This is a genomic window from Limnohabitans sp. Jir61 (assembly GCF_003063545.1).
Taxonomy (GTDB): domain Bacteria; phylum Pseudomonadota; class Gammaproteobacteria; order Burkholderiales; family Burkholderiaceae_C; genus Limnohabitans.
This window is the reverse complement of record NZ_NESD01000002.1, coordinates 116,841-132,605: the sequence shown is the minus strand read 5'-3', so window position 1 is coordinate 132,605 and position 15,765 is coordinate 116,841. Positions and strand designations below refer to the sequence as shown.

Below are 15,765 nucleotides of genomic sequence, written 5' to 3'. Positions count from 1 at the left end.
TCAGTAGTGCGGAGGCAACTCGTCGCGCAAGCTGGTGAAGCCGCCTGTCCCGCCGTCTGGTGTTTGCTGGCGAAGTTGGCTCACTTCGCGAATGAGCGCATCAATTTGCTGCTGTTGCTGAAAAATAGTTTGATTGAGCTGCTCCACCAAGTCTTCGGTGAAGCTGGCCTTGATCTCAAGGTCCATCAAGCGTTTGTCAATGTCGGTGTGTGGCATTTGGTGTTTTTGTTATTTGAGTTTGGCCAATTCGGTGCGCAGGTTTTCGAGTTCGTCTTTGTAGCTCTGGGCATCGCCAAAGTCTACAAAACCGGTGTAGTAGGGGTGTGCCGCCATGATTTTGCGAGCATGTTTGATGGGGCACCAATACTGCTCGGTGCGCGCCACCACTTCGCGGCCATAAGCCATCACGCCATTGCCGTACGAGCAGTAAGCGCAATTGATTTTCTCAATCAAGTTCAAGTAAGCCAAATGCGCGCGGTCGAACACAAAGTAATCACCGCGCTTCACGCGGGGGAGACCATAGGCACGAAAACAAATGTGTTGGTAGACCGTGATGGATAAATCCAGAAACACGATAGGAAAGAAGAGGGCGTAAATGACGGGTGCGGTGAGCACGCTCATGAAATTGGCGGTCAGCAAATAGGCAATCACGCCGGTTTTAAAGCGGCGCTGTTGCTCAAGCACCTCATGCTCAAAGCGCACCCGTGTTTCCTCGAAGTCGGCTTGAAGTTCAGCGCGTTTGCGCTTCATCTCTAGCTCGATTTCTTGCTCCATTTTTTGGATGCGGTCGAGCAGTTCGCTGATTTTTGGGTTCATAAATGCCTTAGGTTGCGCTGATTATGGGTTGTTCCGTGCGAAAATACGCCAAAACCTGTGGCCTAATAAGGGGCTGTAACTTTTTACTTGGAAAATTTCATGGGAAACAAAATCGTCACTGAAGCCGACCGCCAACGCGCACCAAAACCAATCCCACTGCCAGGCACCACGCTGCGCACCGGTGGTCGTGGTCAACGTGTGAGTCTTGAGCGCGGTGTTGCGACACGTAGCAAAAAGAACCCTGGCAAGCGTTCAAACAAAGGCGGTTAATTCCCCCTCTTGCTTTTACAAGCCAAACAAAAAGCGACCCTCGGGTCGCTTTTTGTTTTGTGGGCGATGAAGCCTTTTACTCTGGCAGTTCGATTTTGACTTCGAGCACTTCGAGGTTATCGTGACGCTCCAGATTGACCTTGATATCTTCTGGATTGATCTTCACGTATTTAGACAGCACAGCCACTAAATCGCGCTGCAAATCAGGCAAATAGTCTGGCTGTGGGTTACGACCCGTGCGCTCGTGGGTGAGGATGAACTGCAAACGTTCTTTGGCAACGTTCGCTGTTTTTTTCTTCTCACCGAGTAATAGAGAGAGCAACGACATGGCTTACTTCCCACCAAACATACGTTTGAGCAAACCAGGCTTGACGTATTCGGTAAATCGCATAGGTACGTCTTCACCCAAGAAACGGCTGATCACGTCTTTGTACGCTTCAGACACATCGGTGTTTTCCAAATGCACTGCTGGCAAACCTTGGTTAGAGGCAGTCAACACAGTCTCTGATTCGGGAATCACGCCAATCAATGGAATGCGCAAGATGTCTTGGATGTCTTCGAGCGACAGCATATGGCCATCTTCCACACGGCTTGGGTTGTAGCGGGTGATGAGCAGGTGTTCTTTGATGGGTGTATCGCCGTCAATTGCACGTTTGGTTTTGCTGCTGAGCATGCCTAAGATGCGGTCAGAGTCGCGCACCGAGGAAACTTCAGGATTGGTCACCACCAAGGCTTCGTCGGCAAAGTGCATGGCCATCATGGCGCCCACTTCGATGCCAGCAGGTGAGTCGCACACGATGTAGTCGAACTTCATTTCTTTGAGTTCGTTCAACACGCGCTCGACGCCGTCTTGTGACAACGCATCTTTGTCGCGGGTTTGCGAAGCAGCCAGCACGTACAAGTTGTCGCACTGCTTGTCTTTGATCAAGGCTTGGTTTAGCGTGGCTTCACCGTTGATGACGTTGATGAAGTCATACACCACACGACGTTCGCAACCCATGATGAGGTCGAGGTTACGCAAGCCAACGTCAAAGTCGATGACCACCGTTTTGAAGCCGCGCAATGCGAGGCCAGAGGAAAAACTGGCGCTGGTTGTGGTCTTGCCCACGCCGCCCTTGCCAGAAGTCACCACCACGATTTTTGTCATGAATAAAGCCTTAGTTGTTTCTGTTATTTAATTGCTGAATTTTACAGTGCTTGCATCACCAACTTATCCCCTTGCAAGCTGATTTGCGCGGGTTTGCCTGCGACATCCGCAGGCAGTGGTGCATCGCCGCTGGTGCGGTAGGTTCCTGCAATTGAAAGTAGCTCTGCTTCTAGGCTTGAAGTGAAGATACGCGCTTGTTCGTCACCGCGTGCGCCTGCAATGGCTTTGCCGCGCAGCGGTGCGTACACGTGGATGTGGCCGTCTGCCATGATTTCAGCGCCTGGGTTGACCATGGCGAGCACGATCAAGTCGCGTCCCTTGGCATAGACGTGTTGGCCCGAGCGCAAAGGCTTGTCGATCACCATGGCTGCGCCGTTGCCGGTTTGCACTTCGCGCACCACTTCCACTTCGCGAATCACCTCTTGCACCACGGTTTCGACGCGTGGCGCTGCTGGTGCTTGAATGCTCAAATCACTTGCTTCAAACAACCCTGCCTTGTGCGCGTTAGCTAATTGGTGTTCATTAGCGCCGCGTACTGCCACAGGCAGCATTTGGTGTGTGCGCAGCATCAGGCACACCGAGGGGAGGTCGAGTAGGTTGTGGGGGTCCTCTAGGACGCTCAAATCGATCACCACGGGGTCGTTGTCAAAGAACCCAGGGGTAGCCCCCAAGCGGCGTGCCATATCGGCTTGGAGCGCGGATGTGTCGGGGTTTTTGAGGAGGAAAGACACCAAGGGCAACGAGGCACTTTTGATTTCGTAGGCGTGTGGCGCGGAGGCTTGGCTCATGGAACTTGCGTAAAAAAGAAAACCTCAACTTTACACGGCAAGGGTATTGATACCTAGGTAAACTTTTTTAAATGCACTCTCAACACTTCATACGTTCCATCTTTGTCCCATTTGCGCTCAGTGCAACTGCGGCGTGGGCACAGCAAGCGGCCACGCCTGCTGCCACCTCTGACATGGGGCGCATTGAAATCACGAGCGGTCGTGACAACGACACGCAACAGCGCCGTGAATCCACCGCCAGCAAAATTGTGATTGGTCGTGAAGAGATTGAACGTCAAGGTGATTCCAACCTTGGCGAAATATTGAAGCGTATGCCAGGCATCACCTTGGGTGGCGCGCCCGGTCGAGGCGGTGGCATTCGCATGCGTGGCCTGAGCCAAGGCTACACACAAATACTGCTTGACGGCCAGCGTGTGCCACCCGGCTTTAGCGTGGAGTCGCTCACGCCTGAGATGATTGAGCGTGTGGAAATTTATCGCGCACCTACGGCTGAAACGGGTGCTCAAGCGATTGCAGGCACGATCAATATCATCACGCGTGAAGGTCGCAAAGGCATGCCCACTGAGTTGAAAGTGGGCTCGTCATTTCAAGGCGGTTATGCATCGCCCACAGCTTCGTTGGTCAAATACCACGATGCTGAGAAGTGGACGGCCAACTACACCTTGTCGGTCAACCGCTATGCCGTGCCTGACCACAGTGAGACGCACATCGAGCGCGGCGGTATCACGCGTGATCGCAGCAGCAACAGTCATTACGATCGACAAGGTATGAACGCAACAGCGCGTTTGCAGCTCAAAGGGGAGCCGGGCGAAGCGCTCACTTTGATGCCATTTATTGCGTATTCGCAAGGCTCAACGCCTGGCAGCATGTGGGCATCACAGACCAACAGTCAACCGACAACGGCCGCCACACAAATCGACAACCATTTCATGGTGGCGAGGCTCAACGGTCAATGGAAGCGCAAGCTCTCCAGCGACAGCACTATGGAGTGGAAGTTCAATGTGGGTGGTTGGGACAGTCATTCACAGTCCAATCAATACTCGCTCAACCCGAGCTTGCTGCCCTCCATCAATGAGGACTCGCGCATGCAAGACAGGTCGGTCAACCTTGGCGGCAAATATACCAATGTGTTGGGCGGTGGGCATCAATGGGTGAGTGGTAGTGAAGTCGAACGTGTGCGTCGCACGCAAACCATTCTGGGTACGTACGACTTTGGCACATCCTCTCTGAACGCCAATTCCGATTTGCAAGCCAGCACTACGCGCTATGCGATTTACTCGCAGGATGAGTGGCAGCTCACGCCGCACTGGGCCACACACCTCGGTGCACGCTACGAAAGCCTGACCACTGAAGGCGCTACAAGCACCAGCGATGTGACCAATCGCAGCAGCGTGTTCACACCGTTGTTGCATGCGATGTGGCGGCCCAACCCCGACAGCCGTGATCAGGTGCGCATGAGCTTGACCAAAAGCTTTAAAACCCCCAGCATGCCTAGCTTCTTGGCGCGCCGCACGTATTCAAAAGATCCATCGAGTCCATCAAGTCCCGACACGATTGGTAACCCAAATCTCAAGCCTGAAGTTGCTACAGGGTTGGATGTAGCGGTTGAGCGTTATTTGCCTCAAGGTGGTGTGTTGAGTGCAAGTGCATTCCATCGCCGTGTACAAAACTTGATTCGCAATGTCACTAGCCCAGATGGCAGTGGCTATTTGTCCCGTCCTGAAAACATCAGCGAAGCTGTGACCGAAGGTATTGAGCTAGAAGCTAAATTTCGGATGGATCAATGGATTGACGATGCCCCCAATATCGACCTGCGCAACAACGTCAGCTTCTATCGTTCACGCGTGCTTAGCATCATGGGGCCTGATAACCGTTTAGATCAACAACCCAGCATGACGGCAAACCTCGGTGCGGATTACCGCTTGAAAATTGTGCCGCTCACCATTGGTGGCAACGTGAACTACAACCCTGGCTACAGCACCCGCTTAAGTGCTGAGCAATTAACTGTGGTTTCTCAAAAACGCGTGATGGACCTCTATGGTTTGTGGCGCGTGGATGGCAGCACGGCCTGGCGACTGACCTTGAGTAACCTTGATCCGCATAACTACAACACCGGCAGCATCTACAACGGCAATGGTGTGCTTGAAAATAGCAATACCCAAAACCGCAGCTGGACCAACGTGCAAATTCTTCTGGAGAAAAAACTATGACGCAACACGATGGCGCTTGGTATGACCGCATGTATAACAACCGGGCCTTGGTGCCTGAACACGCCGCGCACTTTGCGCATTGGCATGAGTCATCCGCACATGTGCGTGCCAAGCACCGCTGCTATCAAGACGTGGCCTATGGCCATGGCTTGAATGAAACCTTAGACATTTTTCCCAGCGACTCTGCGGGTGACAAAGCCCCTGTGGTGGTGTTCATTCACGGTGGCTATTGGCGCTCGCTCGACAAAGCCGATCATTCGTTTATCGCACCCACTTTCACGGCACAAGGCGCGCATGTGGTCGTGCCCAACTATGCGTTGTGCCCGGCAGTGACGGTGTCTGACATCACCTTGCAAATGGTCAAGTGCGTGGTTTGGGTGTGGCGCAATATTCATCGCTTTGGAGGCGACCCCAGCCGCATCACCTTGGTGGGGCATTCAGCTGGTGGCCATTTGGTGACCATGCTGTTGGCTTGCGATTGGCCTGCGTATGCCGCTGATTTGCCTGCGCATCTGGTTACCAAGGCGTTGTCGATTTCTGGTTTGTATGAACTTGAATCTGTGCAAGCCACGCCGTACCTCAAAGACAGCTTACGCTTGACCGACGATGTGGTGCTGCGCAACAGCCCCGCTTGGATGCCAGCGCCCAAGCAGAGCACGCTTTACAGCGTAGCGGGTGGCATTGAGAGCGAAGAATTCATTCGCCATAACTTTTTGATTCAACAAGCTTGGGGCAAAGCACATGTACCCGTGGCTGAAACCTTAGAGGGCTTGCAGCACTTCAGCATCGTCGAGGCGATGACGCAGCCTGGAAGCCGCTTGCACACGCTGGCGCTTGAACTGATGCACAAGTAAAAAACCACAGCAATAAAAAAAGCCTGTCATGCGTAAAGCAGACAGGCTTTTTTGTTTGGCCATCAATGGCCAAGGTGCGAGGTTTACATCAACAGATGTTCGCCAGCGTTGTCGCCGCCCAAAGTCACGTAGTTCACTTTGCGGATGTCCATCAACTTGGTGCCGCCGGCGTAGCTGATGGAGCTTTGCACGTCTTGCTCCATTTCGATGAGCGTGTTGGCCAGTTTGCCTTTGACGGGCTCGAGGATGCGTTTGCCTTCCACGTGCTTGTATTCGCCTTTGTTGAAGTCAGAGGCTGAGCCGTAATACTCTTTGAACATCTCGCCGTTAACTTCCACAGTCTTGCCTGGCGACTCTTCGTGGCCAGCAAACAGGGAACCAATCATCACCATGCTTGCGCCAAAGCGGATGCTCTTGGCAATGTCACCGTGGCTGCGAATGCCGCCGTCCGCAATGATGGGCTTGGTCGCCACGCGTGCGCACCACTTGAGCGCTGACAACTGCCAGCCGCCTGTGCCAAAACCAGTTTTGAGCTTGGTGATACACACCTTGCCTGGACCCACACCCACTTTGGTCGCATCAGCGCCCCAGTTTTCGAGGTCGATCACGGCTTCAGGTGTTGCCACGTTACCCGCGATGATGAAGCTCTTAGGCAACTTGGCCTTGATGTAGCCAATCATGTCGCGCACGCTGTCGGCGTGGCCGTGGGCGATGTCGATGGTGATGTACTCAGGTGTCAAGCCAGCAGCAGCCAGCGTGTCCACGGTGGCGCGGTCTGGGCCTTTGACGCCCAAAGAGATAGAGGCGTACACACCCTTGGCGTGCATGTCTTTCACGAATTGGACATTGTCCAAATCGAAGCGGTGCATCACGTAGAAGTAATTGTTTTGCGCCATCCACAAGCAGATGCTTTCATCCACCACGGTTTTCATATTGGCGGGGACAACAGGCAAGCGAAACTTGCGGCCACCGAGTTCAACACCTGCATCGCATTCAGAGCGGCTTTCCACGCGGCACTTGCGTGGCAGCAACAAGATGTTGTCGTAATCAAAAATTTCCATTTCCCAAGCTCCAGAAAATAACGTTCGAAGATTGAGCGCTTGGCTTGGCCGGTTTTTTTAGGCGCAAATAGCAGACATAAAAAAACCGAGCGCAAGAATCTTGGGCCCGGTGGCTGATTCTAAACCTAAAATCTTTCGATGCATTCCACCCCCCACACATCCCCCTTGCTCCAAGGCCTCAATAACGAGCAAGCCGCCGCAGTCACGTTGCCGCAGGCGCATGCCCTTATCTTGGCGGGGGCAGGGTCGGGTAAGACGCGGGTGCTGACCACGCGCATTGCGTGGCTCATGCAAACGGGGCAGGTGTCGCCAGGCGGTTTGTTGGCCGTGACCTTTACCAACAAGGCGGCCAAAGAAATGCTCACGCGTTTGTCGGCCATGCTGCCAGTCAGTGTGCGCGGCATGTGGGTGGGCACGTTTCACGGGCTGTGCAACCGCTTTTTGCGCGCGCACTGGAAACTGGCCAACTTGCCCCAGTCTTTTCAAATCTTGGACACCCAAGACCAGCTCAGCGCCATCAAGCGCCTGAGCAAACAGTTCAATGTGGATGACGAGCGTTTTCCACCCAAAGAAACCATGCGCTTCATCGCCGGTTGCAAAGAAGACGGCTTACGCCCCAAAGACGTCGTGGCCCGCGACCCCGACGACCGCAAACGCGTGGAGCTGTACGAGCTGTACGAAGCCCAATGCCAACGCGAAGGCGTGGTGGACTTTGGAGAACTCATGCTGCGCTCATACGAGCTGCTGCGCGACAACGATCCGCTGCGCGAACACTACCGCCGCCGCTTTCAACACATCTTGGTAGACGAGTTTCAAGACACCAACAAGCTGCAATACGCATGGCTCAAACAACTCGCAGGGCCTGTAGACCAAGGCGGCGGGGCTATCTTGGCTGTGGGCGACGATGACCAAAGCATTTACGCCTTCCGTGGCGCACGCGTGGGCAACATGGCCGACTTTGTGCGCGAGTACAACGTGACGCACCAAATCAAGCTCGAGCAAAACTACCGCAGCTTCAGCAACATCTTGGACAGTGCCAACCACCTCATCAGCCACAACAAAGGCCGTTTGGGTAAAAACCTGCACACCACGCAGGGCGCTGGCGAGCCCGTGCGTGTGTATGAGTCGCCCACCGACTTTGCGGAAGCGCAATGGATGGTGGAAGAAATGAAGCAGCTCTTGCGCGATGGCCAAAATGGCGATGGCGCAAATGGCGTTCAACACCGCAGCGAAATTGCTGTGCTCTACCGCAGCAACGCACAAAGCCGTGTGATTGAAACCGCGCTGTTCAACGCTGCCATGCCTTACCGTGTGTACGGCGGTTTGCGCTTCTTCGAACGCGCCGAAATCAAACACGCATTGGCCTATTTGCGCTTGCTAGAAAACCCACGCGACGACACCAGCTTCATGCGCGTGGTCAACTTCCCGCCGCGTGGCATTGGTGCACGCAGCATCGAGCAGCTGCAAGACGCATCCCGCGCCATGGGCTGCGCCATGAGCGATGCCGTGGCTGCCGTGGCTGGCAAAGCAGGCGCCAACCTCAGCGCCTTTGTGGCCAAGATTGATGTGCTGCGTGAGCAAACGCAAGGCCAAAACTTGCGCCAAATTATTGAGCTGTTGCTCGACCACTCAGGCCTCATCACGCATTACCAAGGTGAACGCGAAGGCCAAGACCGCATAGAAAACTTGCAGGAATTGGTCAACGCCGCCGAGAGCTTTGTCACGCAAGAAGGCTTTGGCCGCGATGCCGTGGCTTTGCCCATTGACGAGCATGGCGAGCCTGTAGCTATAGGTGGCAACACACCAGCCACACCGCAAACCATGATCAACGCCGACACGGGCGAAACCCTGTCGCCTTTGGCCGCCTTTCTCACGCATGCTGCGTTGGAGTCGGGCGACAACCAAGCGCAAGCGGGTCAAGACGCGATTCAGCTGATGACGGTGCATGCATCCAAAGGCTTGGAGTTTGATTGCGTGTTCATCACAGGTATGGAAGAGGGCTTGTTCCCCCACGAAAACTCGATGAACGACTTTGACGGCCTTGAAGAAGAACGTCGCCTCATGTATGTGGCCATCACACGTGCGCGCAAGCGTTTGTACCTCAGCCATTCGCAAACCCGCATGCTGCATGGCCAAACGCGCTACAACCTGAAAAGCCGTTTCTTCGAAGAGCTGCCAGAGCACACCATGAAGTGGATCACGCCTGCGCGTTCAGCGTTTGCAGATGCGATGCCAACGCGGCGTGATGCTTGGCAGAACAACAACGGTTGGCAAAACAACGCATGGGGTGGTGGAGCAGCTACGGCCGTTGCGCCCAAGCCCGTGCCTCAGCGTGCAGCCCCTGTGACCAGTGGGCCGAATGCATGGGTGCGCAGCGGTGTGCAGGTGTTCCACGCCAAGTTTGGCGAGGGTGCGGTGGTGAGCATTGAAGGCGTGGGTGACGATGCCCGTGCGCAAGTGAACTTCCCGCGTCACGGCACCAAGTGGCTGGCGCTGAGTGTGGCAAAGCTCACACAGGTGTAAGCACGATGCCTTTTAGGCGTAAATCGTGTCCGACGTGAAGCAGTCTACGAAGCTGTAGTACGTCGAGCAAAAAAACATCGCAGCCAGCATCAGCATGGTGGGCAGCAGGGCCATGGCAGCAAAGTCGGCGTCGTCGATCAAGCTGCCAATGAGCGTGATGCCAAACGTGGTGCCCAAGAAGATGAAAGACCACATCAAGCCAAACACCAAAAACGCACGCCAGTTGCTCAGGCATGCGACTGTGCTGAAGAACAAACTCTTGGTCACAGGTACGCCGTTCCAATGTGTGAGGGCAGGCGAGTGCCAAAACACAATGGACAACGGTAAATACAACATGAGCGAGAGCCACATCGCGTTTTGAAACTCGGGCTTCATCAAGGTGTCCATCTCGAGTGAGCCACCCATCAAATACAACTTCGCAAAGTCACCACCGTCGACCAAGGTGGACAAGCCCATCACGCCCACAAAGCACAACGCGTAGATCAGGCCCAACACGATCATGTTGCGTTTGCCTTCTTGGCCTGTTCTAAAACCTGCGGCCAAGATGAAGGGCATCGGGAACTTGCCTAGCTCCACTTCGCGTGTGGCGGCCATCAAGCCGAGCGACATCGCTGGTAACAACATCAAAGCTAAGAAGCCACCCAACACAGGCACGATGGACAGTATGGACATGCTTGCCATGAACATGAAGAACAAACCGGTGAGTGCCAGTGGTTGCTTCCAAAAAGCGCGAATGCCTTGGCGCACCCAGAGCGAGCCAGTTTTTGCGGGGACGACGTTGAGTTTCATAGCTCAGAGTGTGACAGGGTGTGCCACACGTTGGCGCAACACACGCTCAAAGTGTGTCGGATCGTGGGGTTGCAACATGCTGGCTTCGCGTGGCAGATAGAAGTCCCACAGGCGAGACGTCCAAAAACGCAAGGCGCCTGCACGCAACATGGGGTTGAGCAGCTGGCGCTCAGCCGGTGTGAAGGGGCGCACTGCTTGATAAGCGTCGATGAACGCTTGCGCCTTAGCCGCATCATGCGTGCCCTCGGCGTGGGTGATGCACCAGTCGTTCAAACACACAGCCACATCAAACAACCAAGTGTCTACGCCTGCAAAGTAAAAGTCGAAGAAACCACTCAGCTCGGGCGCTTCTGGTGTGCCATCAAACATCACGTTGTCGCGGAACAAGTCGGCATGCACAGGGCCACGGGGCAGGGCGGTGTAGGCCGACGAGGCTGCAGTGTGGTTTTGATAGGCCAGCTCGGTTTGAATGAGTGCAGCTTGTGATTCGTTCAAATACGGCAGCACCACAGGCACTGTCTCGTTCCACCAAGGCAGGCCGCGCAAGTTGGGCTGTTGGCGGTTGTAGTCGCGGCCAGCCAAGTGCATGCGGGCCAGCATGTCACCCACAGCGGCGCAGTGTGCAACTGTGGGGGCCAGTTCGCTTTTGCCGCGCAGGCGGTTGACCACCGCAGCAGGCTTGCCTTCAACGGTGAGCAAAATGTCGCCGTCTTGGTTAGACATAGGGTCTGGCACAGGAATACCGCCTTGTGCCAAGTGTTTCATCAGGTACAGATAAAACGGCAGTTGCGCGTGCGTGAGGCGCTCAAACAGCGTGAGCACGTATTGGCCGGTGCTGCTGGTGAGGAAGTAATTGGTGTTTTCAATCCCGCCTTGGATGCCTTTGAGCTCCACCAACTCGCCAAGCTTGAGTTGGGTCAGCAGTTCTTGCGCGGAGGACTCTGAAACTTCGGTAAAAACTGCCATGACTGCCAAGGGATTAAAAAGTTCGCACATTGTAGTTGGCGCTTAGGTGACAGTTTGGCTTGTTTTGCTGGGCTCGCTTGGGGGCTGAGGGATGAGCGGGTTCCTCATGCTGGGGTACCAGAAATCGTCACCCGCCCATCCCTCAACCCCCAAGACTGCGACAAGCATTGTTGTGAGTTGCAGGCGTGCCAAAACATATGTCGCAGACTGGGCGTGGCTGGTGGGCGTCGCCATGATTTCTGGTACTCCAGCATGAAGCAGCGACGCCCACCAGTCGCGTCCAGCGAGCCCAGCAACAAAGCACAAAGGCCACGCAACAACCCACGGCACAATCAACAGTTATGAGTGAATCCAAAACATTGCTGCTGGTCGACGGCTCCAGCTACCTTTACCGCGCCTTCCATGCCATGCCCGACCTGCGCGCTGTGCCAGGCGACCCAACGAGCGCGGCCACAGGCGCTATTCGCGGCATGATCAACATGATGCAGGCCTTGCGCAAAGAAGTGCCCACCCAGTTGGCTGCTTGCGTGTTTGACGCCAAAGGCCCCACCTTCCGCGACGAGATGTACCCCGCGTACAAAGCCAACCGCTCGCCCATGCCCGATGACTTGCGCTCGCAAATCGAACCCATCCACGCCATGGTGCGCATGTTGGGCTGGACGGTGCTGGATGTGCCGGGCGTTGAGGCTGACGACGTGATTGCCACACTTGCTGTGACCGCTGCCAAGCAAGGCGTGACGGTGGTGGTGTCGAGCGGTGACAAAGATTTGAGCCAGTTGGTGAACGAACACATCACCATCATGGACACCATGAACGGCAAGAAGCGCGACGTGGCCGGCGTGACCGCCGAGTTTGGCGTGCCGCCGAATTTGATGATCGACTATCAAACCTTGGTGGGCGACACGGTGGATAACGTGCCCGGTGTGGCCAAGGTGGGCCCCAAGACCGCGGCTAAGTGGCTGATGGAATACGGCTCGCTTGATAACTTGCTGCAAAACGCCAGCGCCATCAAAGGCGTGGCGGGTGAGAACTTACGTCAAGCCGTTGAGTGGCTGCCCACAGGCCGCCAGCTGGTGACCATGAAAACCGATTGCGATTTATCTGCCTACGTGCCCAACTTGCCCGCACTCGATGCGCTGCACTTGGCTGAGCCTGACAAGCCTGCACTCAAAACCTTTTACGAAACCTATGGCTTCAAAGGTTTGGCCCGCGCCATCAGCGAAGGTGGTGATTCGGCTGGAGCATCAGAGGCTAAGCCGAAGTTTGAACCCAATCCCAGCCTGTTTGACGAACCCGAACCCACGGTATCTACCGTGACTGACAAGCATTACGACTGCGTGCTGGACTGGGCCATGTTTGACACATGGCTGGCTAAACTCAATGCAGCCGAGCTAGTGGCGTTTGACACCGAGACCACATCGCTCGACGCCATGCGCGCCGAGATTGTGGGCCTGAGTTTTTCGGTCAAGCCGGGCGAGGCTTGCTACATCCCGCTGGCGCACAGCTATGGTGATGCACCTACGCAGTTGCCCATCAATGAAGTGCTGGCCAAACTCAAGCCTTGGTTTGAAAACGCCGGCATCAAGAAGCTAGGCCAACACATCAAATATGACCGCCATGTGATGGCCAACCACGGCATTGAGGTAAAGGGCTACGCGCACGACACCATGCTGGAAAGCTATGTGCTGGAAGTGCACAAGCCTCACGGGTTAGCCAGCTTGGCCGAGCGTCATGTGGGCCGGAAGGGTTTGAACTACGAAGACCTGTGCGGCAAAGGCGCGCACCAAATTCCGTTCTCGCAAGTGGACGTGGCGCGTGCCACCGAATACTCGTGCGAAGACTCCGACATGACGCTAGACGTGCACCAAGTGCTGTGGCCGCGTTTGCAAGCCGACGACAAACTGCGCTTCATCTACGACCTTGAAATTCAAAGCAGCGAAGCGCTGTATCGCATCGAACGCAACGGTGTGTTGATTGATGCACCCACACTCGCCGCACAAAGCCACGCGCTGGGCCAACGCATCGTGCAGCTAGAAACTGAAGCGTATGAAATAGCAGGCCAGCCGTTTAACTTGGCCAGCCCTAAGCAATTGGGCGAAATCTTCTTTGACAAACTGGGCTTGCCCGTTATCAAAAAAACCGCCACCGGCGCACGCAGCACCGACGAAGAAGTGCTGGAGAAATTGGCCGAAGACTACCCACTGCCTGCCAAAATTTTGGAGCACCGTAGCCTTAGCAAACTCAAAGGTACGTACACCGACAAGCTCGCGCAAATGGCCGTGCCCCGCACAGGCCGCGTGCACACGCACTACGCACAAGCCGTGGCGGTGACGGGACGCTTGTCTAGCAACGACCCCAACTTGCAGAACATCCCAATTCGCACCGCCGAAGGCCGCAAAGTGCGCGAAGCATTTGTGGCCCCTGCGGGCTGCGTGATAGCCAGTGCCGACTACAGCCAGATCGAGCTGCGCATCATGGCGCACATCAGTGGTGATGAGGCGTTGGTCAAAGCATTCCATGATGGTTTAGACGTGCACCGCGCGACAGCCGCCGAAGTGTTTGGCGTGGGTGTGGATGCAGTCAGTACCGAGCAGCGCCGCTATGCGAAGGTCATTAACTTTGGCCTCATCTACGGCATGAGCGCGTTTGGTTTGGCCAAAGCGCTGGGCATCGACAACAGCGCGGCCAAGAACTACATCACCCGTTACTTTGAACGCTTCGCGGGCGTGAAGCGCTACATGGACGACACACGCGAACAAGCCAAAGCACAAGGTTATGTAGAAACCGTGTTTGGCCGCCGCTTGTACTTGCCCGAAATCAACAGCCCCAACGGCCCACGCCGCGCAGGCGCAGAGCGCGCTGCCATCAATGCGCCCATGCAAGGCACAGCTGCCGATCTCATCAAGATGAGCATGGTGGCCGTGCAAAAAGCCATTGACGATCAACAGCGCCAAACCAAAGTCATCATGCAAGTGCACGATGAACTGGTGTTTGAAGTGCCCGAGTCAGAAGTGGAATGGGTCCGCACCGAAGTGCCACGCCTGATGGCTGAAGTGGCGCAGCTGAAAGTGCCGTTGTTGGCTGAGGTGGGGGTGGGACCTAATTGGGATAAGGCGCATTGATTCACTTTTAGCGACCCTTGCTTCAACGGCCCTCTTTTGAGGGCCGTGTTTTTTTATTACTTCGAGCGCATATCCCAATCGTCTAGACTGCGGCCCAAGCGGCGAGGCGCGTCTTTGTAGTTCCGGCTAGAGCGCATATCCCAATCGTCTAGACTGTGCATCAAAGTCTCAAGCTCATGTGTTCAGTTCCGGCTAGAGCGCATATCCCAATCGTCTAGACTGTCTGCACCTTCGGCAAAGGCCAGCATGAGGTTCCGGCTAGAGCGCATATCCCAATCGTCTAGACTCTGATGGATGCGTGGCTGCTGCCAGCGATGGTTCCGGCTAGAGCGCATATCCCAATCGTCTAGACTTGTTGTTGTCATACGTTCGGCACCACGCAAGTTCCGGCTAGAGCGCATATCCCAATCGTCTAGACTTGGCCGTGACGCTCGTAACTGGTTCGCGGTGGGTTCCGGCTAGAGCGCATATCCCAATCGTCTAGACTAAAGCGCACTGTGCACAACTTGCGCAATGTGTTCCGGCTAGAGCGCATATCCCAATCGTCTAGACTCACATCTGCCACCGTAAAGGTAGTGCCATCGTTCCGGCTAGAGCGCATATCCCAATCGTCTAGACTCGGAATTGTTCTTCAATGCTTCGCCCTGTTGTTCCGGCTAGAGCGCATATCCCAATCGTCTAGACTCCGAAAATTCATCGTATGCAGGCAGTCGTTGTTCCGGCTAGAGCGCATATCCCAATCGTCTAGACTCACAAAAGCTGGAGTGGATTGAGGCCTGCAGTTCCGGCTAGAGCGCATATCCCAATCGTCTAGACTACACGGCACGTAACCTCTTGTTTTACAAGGGTTTATTTGCTTTTGGACGTTCAAAAAAAACAGCTCATTCAAAACAAATCAAACTGATCAGGCGTCTTTTTCGCAGGCATGGCTTTGCGGCCTTGAAAGCTAATGATGCGTTCGTACTGCTTATCGGTCATTTGCAGAATGTTTACTTGTCCGCCCAGCGGCAGCGCTTGTTCTACACGTTGGCAATAGGTTTGTACTTGTGTATGGCTGGTGCAAAAGCGCATGTACACACTCAGCTGGCTGCGCAGAAACCCCATGTCTAGTAAATTGAGCCGAAACTCATTGGCTGCTTTGCGTTCGGGCTTGGTCACCACGGGTAAATCAAACATCACCAGCATCCACATCAGTCGATATCCGCTCAGCATGTTGTGA

The 15,765-nt window shown here is 55.0% G+C and carries 14 protein-coding genes and 1 CRISPR repeat array; of the genes, 5 read left to right on the top strand and 9 right to left on the bottom strand.

From position 1 onward, the window contains the following. Positions 1-216: a SlyX family protein gene (locus B9Z35_RS06900; protein WP_108282976.1), complete on the bottom strand. Its 216-nt coding sequence runs from the start codon at positions 214-216 to the stop codon at positions 1-3. A gap of 12 nt (positions 217-228) precedes the next feature. Next, the gene (locus tag B9Z35_RS06895; RefSeq protein WP_108282975.1) at positions 229-816 is read right to left on the bottom strand and encodes a hypothetical protein; all 588 of its coding nucleotides are present in this window, start codon (positions 814-816) and stop codon (positions 229-231) included. 99 nt (positions 817-915) lie between these two features. On the opposite strand from B9Z35_RS06895, the gene B9Z35_RS13030 reads away from it, so the two are divergent. Then, complete coding sequence (locus tag B9Z35_RS13030; RefSeq protein ID WP_199219784.1) at positions 916-1,086, top strand: hypothetical protein; 171 nt, start codon at positions 916-918, stop codon at positions 1,084-1,086. Positions 1,087-1,162: 76 nt separating this feature from the next. Here B9Z35_RS13030 and minE read toward each other — a convergent pair whose 3' ends face one another. The 3 genes from minE to minC are packed head-to-tail and all read right to left on the bottom strand — an operon-like array spanning position 1,163 to position 3,021. Continuing rightward, positions 1,163-1,414, bottom strand: coding sequence for a cell division topological specificity factor MinE (gene minE / locus B9Z35_RS06890; protein WP_108282974.1), 252 nt, complete (start codon positions 1,412-1,414; stop codon positions 1,163-1,165). 3 nt (positions 1,415-1,417) lie between these two features. Beyond that, on the bottom strand, positions 1,418-2,233 hold the full coding sequence (gene minD / locus B9Z35_RS06885; RefSeq protein WP_108282973.1) for a septum site-determining protein MinD: 816 nt from the start codon (positions 2,231-2,233) through the stop codon (positions 1,418-1,420). A gap of 41 nt (positions 2,234-2,274) precedes the next feature. Next, positions 2,275-3,021: a septum site-determining protein MinC gene (minC, locus tag B9Z35_RS06880; protein ID WP_108282972.1), complete on the bottom strand. Its 747-nt coding sequence runs from the start codon at positions 3,019-3,021 to the stop codon at positions 2,275-2,277. 71 nt (positions 3,022-3,092) lie between these two features. Between minC and B9Z35_RS06875 the strand changes: the two genes are divergently transcribed. Next, positions 3,093-5,231 carry a TonB-dependent siderophore receptor gene (locus B9Z35_RS06875; RefSeq protein WP_108282971.1) on the top strand — a complete coding sequence of 713 codons (2,139 nt, stop codon included), beginning with the start codon at positions 3,093-3,095 and terminating at the stop codon, positions 5,229-5,231. Beyond that, positions 5,228-6,085, top strand: a complete 858-nt coding sequence (locus B9Z35_RS06870; protein ID WP_108282970.1) for an alpha/beta hydrolase — start codon at positions 5,228-5,230, stop codon at positions 6,083-6,085. The genes B9Z35_RS06875 and B9Z35_RS06870 overlap by 4 nt, the downstream gene beginning before the upstream one ends. 83 nt (positions 6,086-6,168) lie before the next feature. Here the strand turns inward: B9Z35_RS06870 and B9Z35_RS06865 are convergent, their stop codons facing one another. Next, positions 6,169-7,146, bottom strand: a complete 978-nt coding sequence (locus B9Z35_RS06865) for a GMP reductase (protein WP_108282969.1) — start codon at positions 7,144-7,146, stop codon at positions 6,169-6,171. Positions 7,147-7,284: 138 nt separating this feature from the next. Here B9Z35_RS06865 and B9Z35_RS06860 point away from each other — a divergent pair, with 138 nt between their 5' ends. Next, positions 7,285-9,669, top strand: coding sequence for a UvrD-helicase domain-containing protein (locus B9Z35_RS06860; protein WP_108282968.1), 2,385 nt, complete (start codon positions 7,285-7,287; stop codon positions 9,667-9,669). 12 nt (positions 9,670-9,681) lie between these two features. Here the strand turns inward: B9Z35_RS06860 and B9Z35_RS06855 are convergent, their stop codons facing one another. Continuing rightward, positions 9,682-10,458: a BPSS1780 family membrane protein gene (locus tag B9Z35_RS06855; protein ID WP_108282967.1), complete on the bottom strand. Its 777-nt coding sequence runs from the start codon at positions 10,456-10,458 to the stop codon at positions 9,682-9,684. A 3-nt stretch (positions 10,459-10,461) separates the two neighbouring features. Then, complete coding sequence (locus B9Z35_RS06850; protein ID WP_108282966.1) at positions 10,462-11,424, bottom strand: homoserine kinase; 963 nt, start codon at positions 11,422-11,424, stop codon at positions 10,462-10,464. Between the two features lie 341 nt (positions 11,425-11,765). On the opposite strand from B9Z35_RS06850, the gene polA reads away from it, so the two are divergent. Next, positions 11,766-14,546: a DNA polymerase I gene (gene polA, locus B9Z35_RS06840; protein WP_108282964.1), complete on the top strand. Its 2,781-nt coding sequence runs from the start codon at positions 11,766-11,768 to the stop codon at positions 14,544-14,546. 53 nt (positions 14,547-14,599) lie between these two features. Continuing rightward, positions 14,600-15,363: direct repeats of the CRISPR family, unit length 36 nt; unit sequence GTTCCGGCTAGAGCGCATATCCCAATCGTCTAGACT. 68 nt (positions 15,364-15,431) lie between these two features. Here polA and cas2 read toward each other — a convergent pair. Beyond that, positions 15,432-15,758 (bottom strand): CRISPR-associated endonuclease Cas2, encoded by a 327-nt coding sequence (gene cas2, locus B9Z35_RS06835; RefSeq protein WP_199219783.1) that lies wholly within the window; start codon positions 15,756-15,758, stop codon positions 15,432-15,434. Positions 15,759-15,765: the final 7 nt, after the last annotated feature.

Bases quoted from the DNA above. Each gene is read 5' to 3' on its own strand.
- B9Z35_RS06895 (WP_108282975.1), bottom strand. From the start codon at position 816: ATGAACCCAAAAATCAGCGAACTGCTCGACCGCATCCAAAAAATGGAG.
- minC (WP_108282972.1), bottom strand. From the start codon at position 3,021: ATGAGCCAAGCCTCCGCGCCACACGCCTACGAAATCAAAAGTGCCTCG.
- B9Z35_RS06855 (WP_108282967.1), bottom strand. From the start codon at position 10,458: ATGAAACTCAACGTCGTCCCCGCAAAAACTGGCTCGCTCTGGGTGCGC.
- B9Z35_RS06875 (WP_108282971.1), top strand. From the start codon at position 3,093: ATGCACTCTCAACACTTCATACGTTCCATCTTTGTCCCATTTGCGCTC.
- polA (WP_108282964.1), top strand. From the start codon at position 11,766: ATGAGTGAATCCAAAACATTGCTGCTGGTCGACGGCTCCAGCTACCTT.
- B9Z35_RS06900 (WP_108282976.1), bottom strand. From the start codon at position 216: ATGCCACACACCGACATTGACAAACGCTTGATGGACCTTGAGATCAAG.
- B9Z35_RS06870 (WP_108282970.1), top strand. From the start codon at position 5,228: ATGACGCAACACGATGGCGCTTGGTATGACCGCATGTATAACAACCGG.
- B9Z35_RS06850 (WP_108282966.1), bottom strand. From the start codon at position 11,424: ATGGCAGTTTTTACCGAAGTTTCAGAGTCCTCCGCGCAAGAACTGCTG.
- B9Z35_RS13030 (WP_199219784.1), top strand. From the start codon at position 916: ATGGGAAACAAAATCGTCACTGAAGCCGACCGCCAACGCGCACCAAAA.
- cas2 (WP_199219783.1), bottom strand. From the start codon at position 15,758: ATGCTGAGCGGATATCGACTGATGTGGATGCTGGTGATGTTTGATTTA.
- minE (WP_108282974.1), bottom strand. From the start codon at position 1,414: ATGTCGTTGCTCTCTCTATTACTCGGTGAGAAGAAAAAAACAGCGAAC.
- B9Z35_RS06860 (WP_108282968.1), top strand. From the start codon at position 7,285: ATGCATTCCACCCCCCACACATCCCCCTTGCTCCAAGGCCTCAATAAC.
- B9Z35_RS06865 (WP_108282969.1), bottom strand. From the start codon at position 7,146: ATGGAAATTTTTGATTACGACAACATCTTGTTGCTGCCACGCAAGTGC.
- minD (WP_108282973.1), bottom strand. From the start codon at position 2,233: ATGACAAAAATCGTGGTGGTGACTTCTGGCAAGGGCGGCGTGGGCAAG.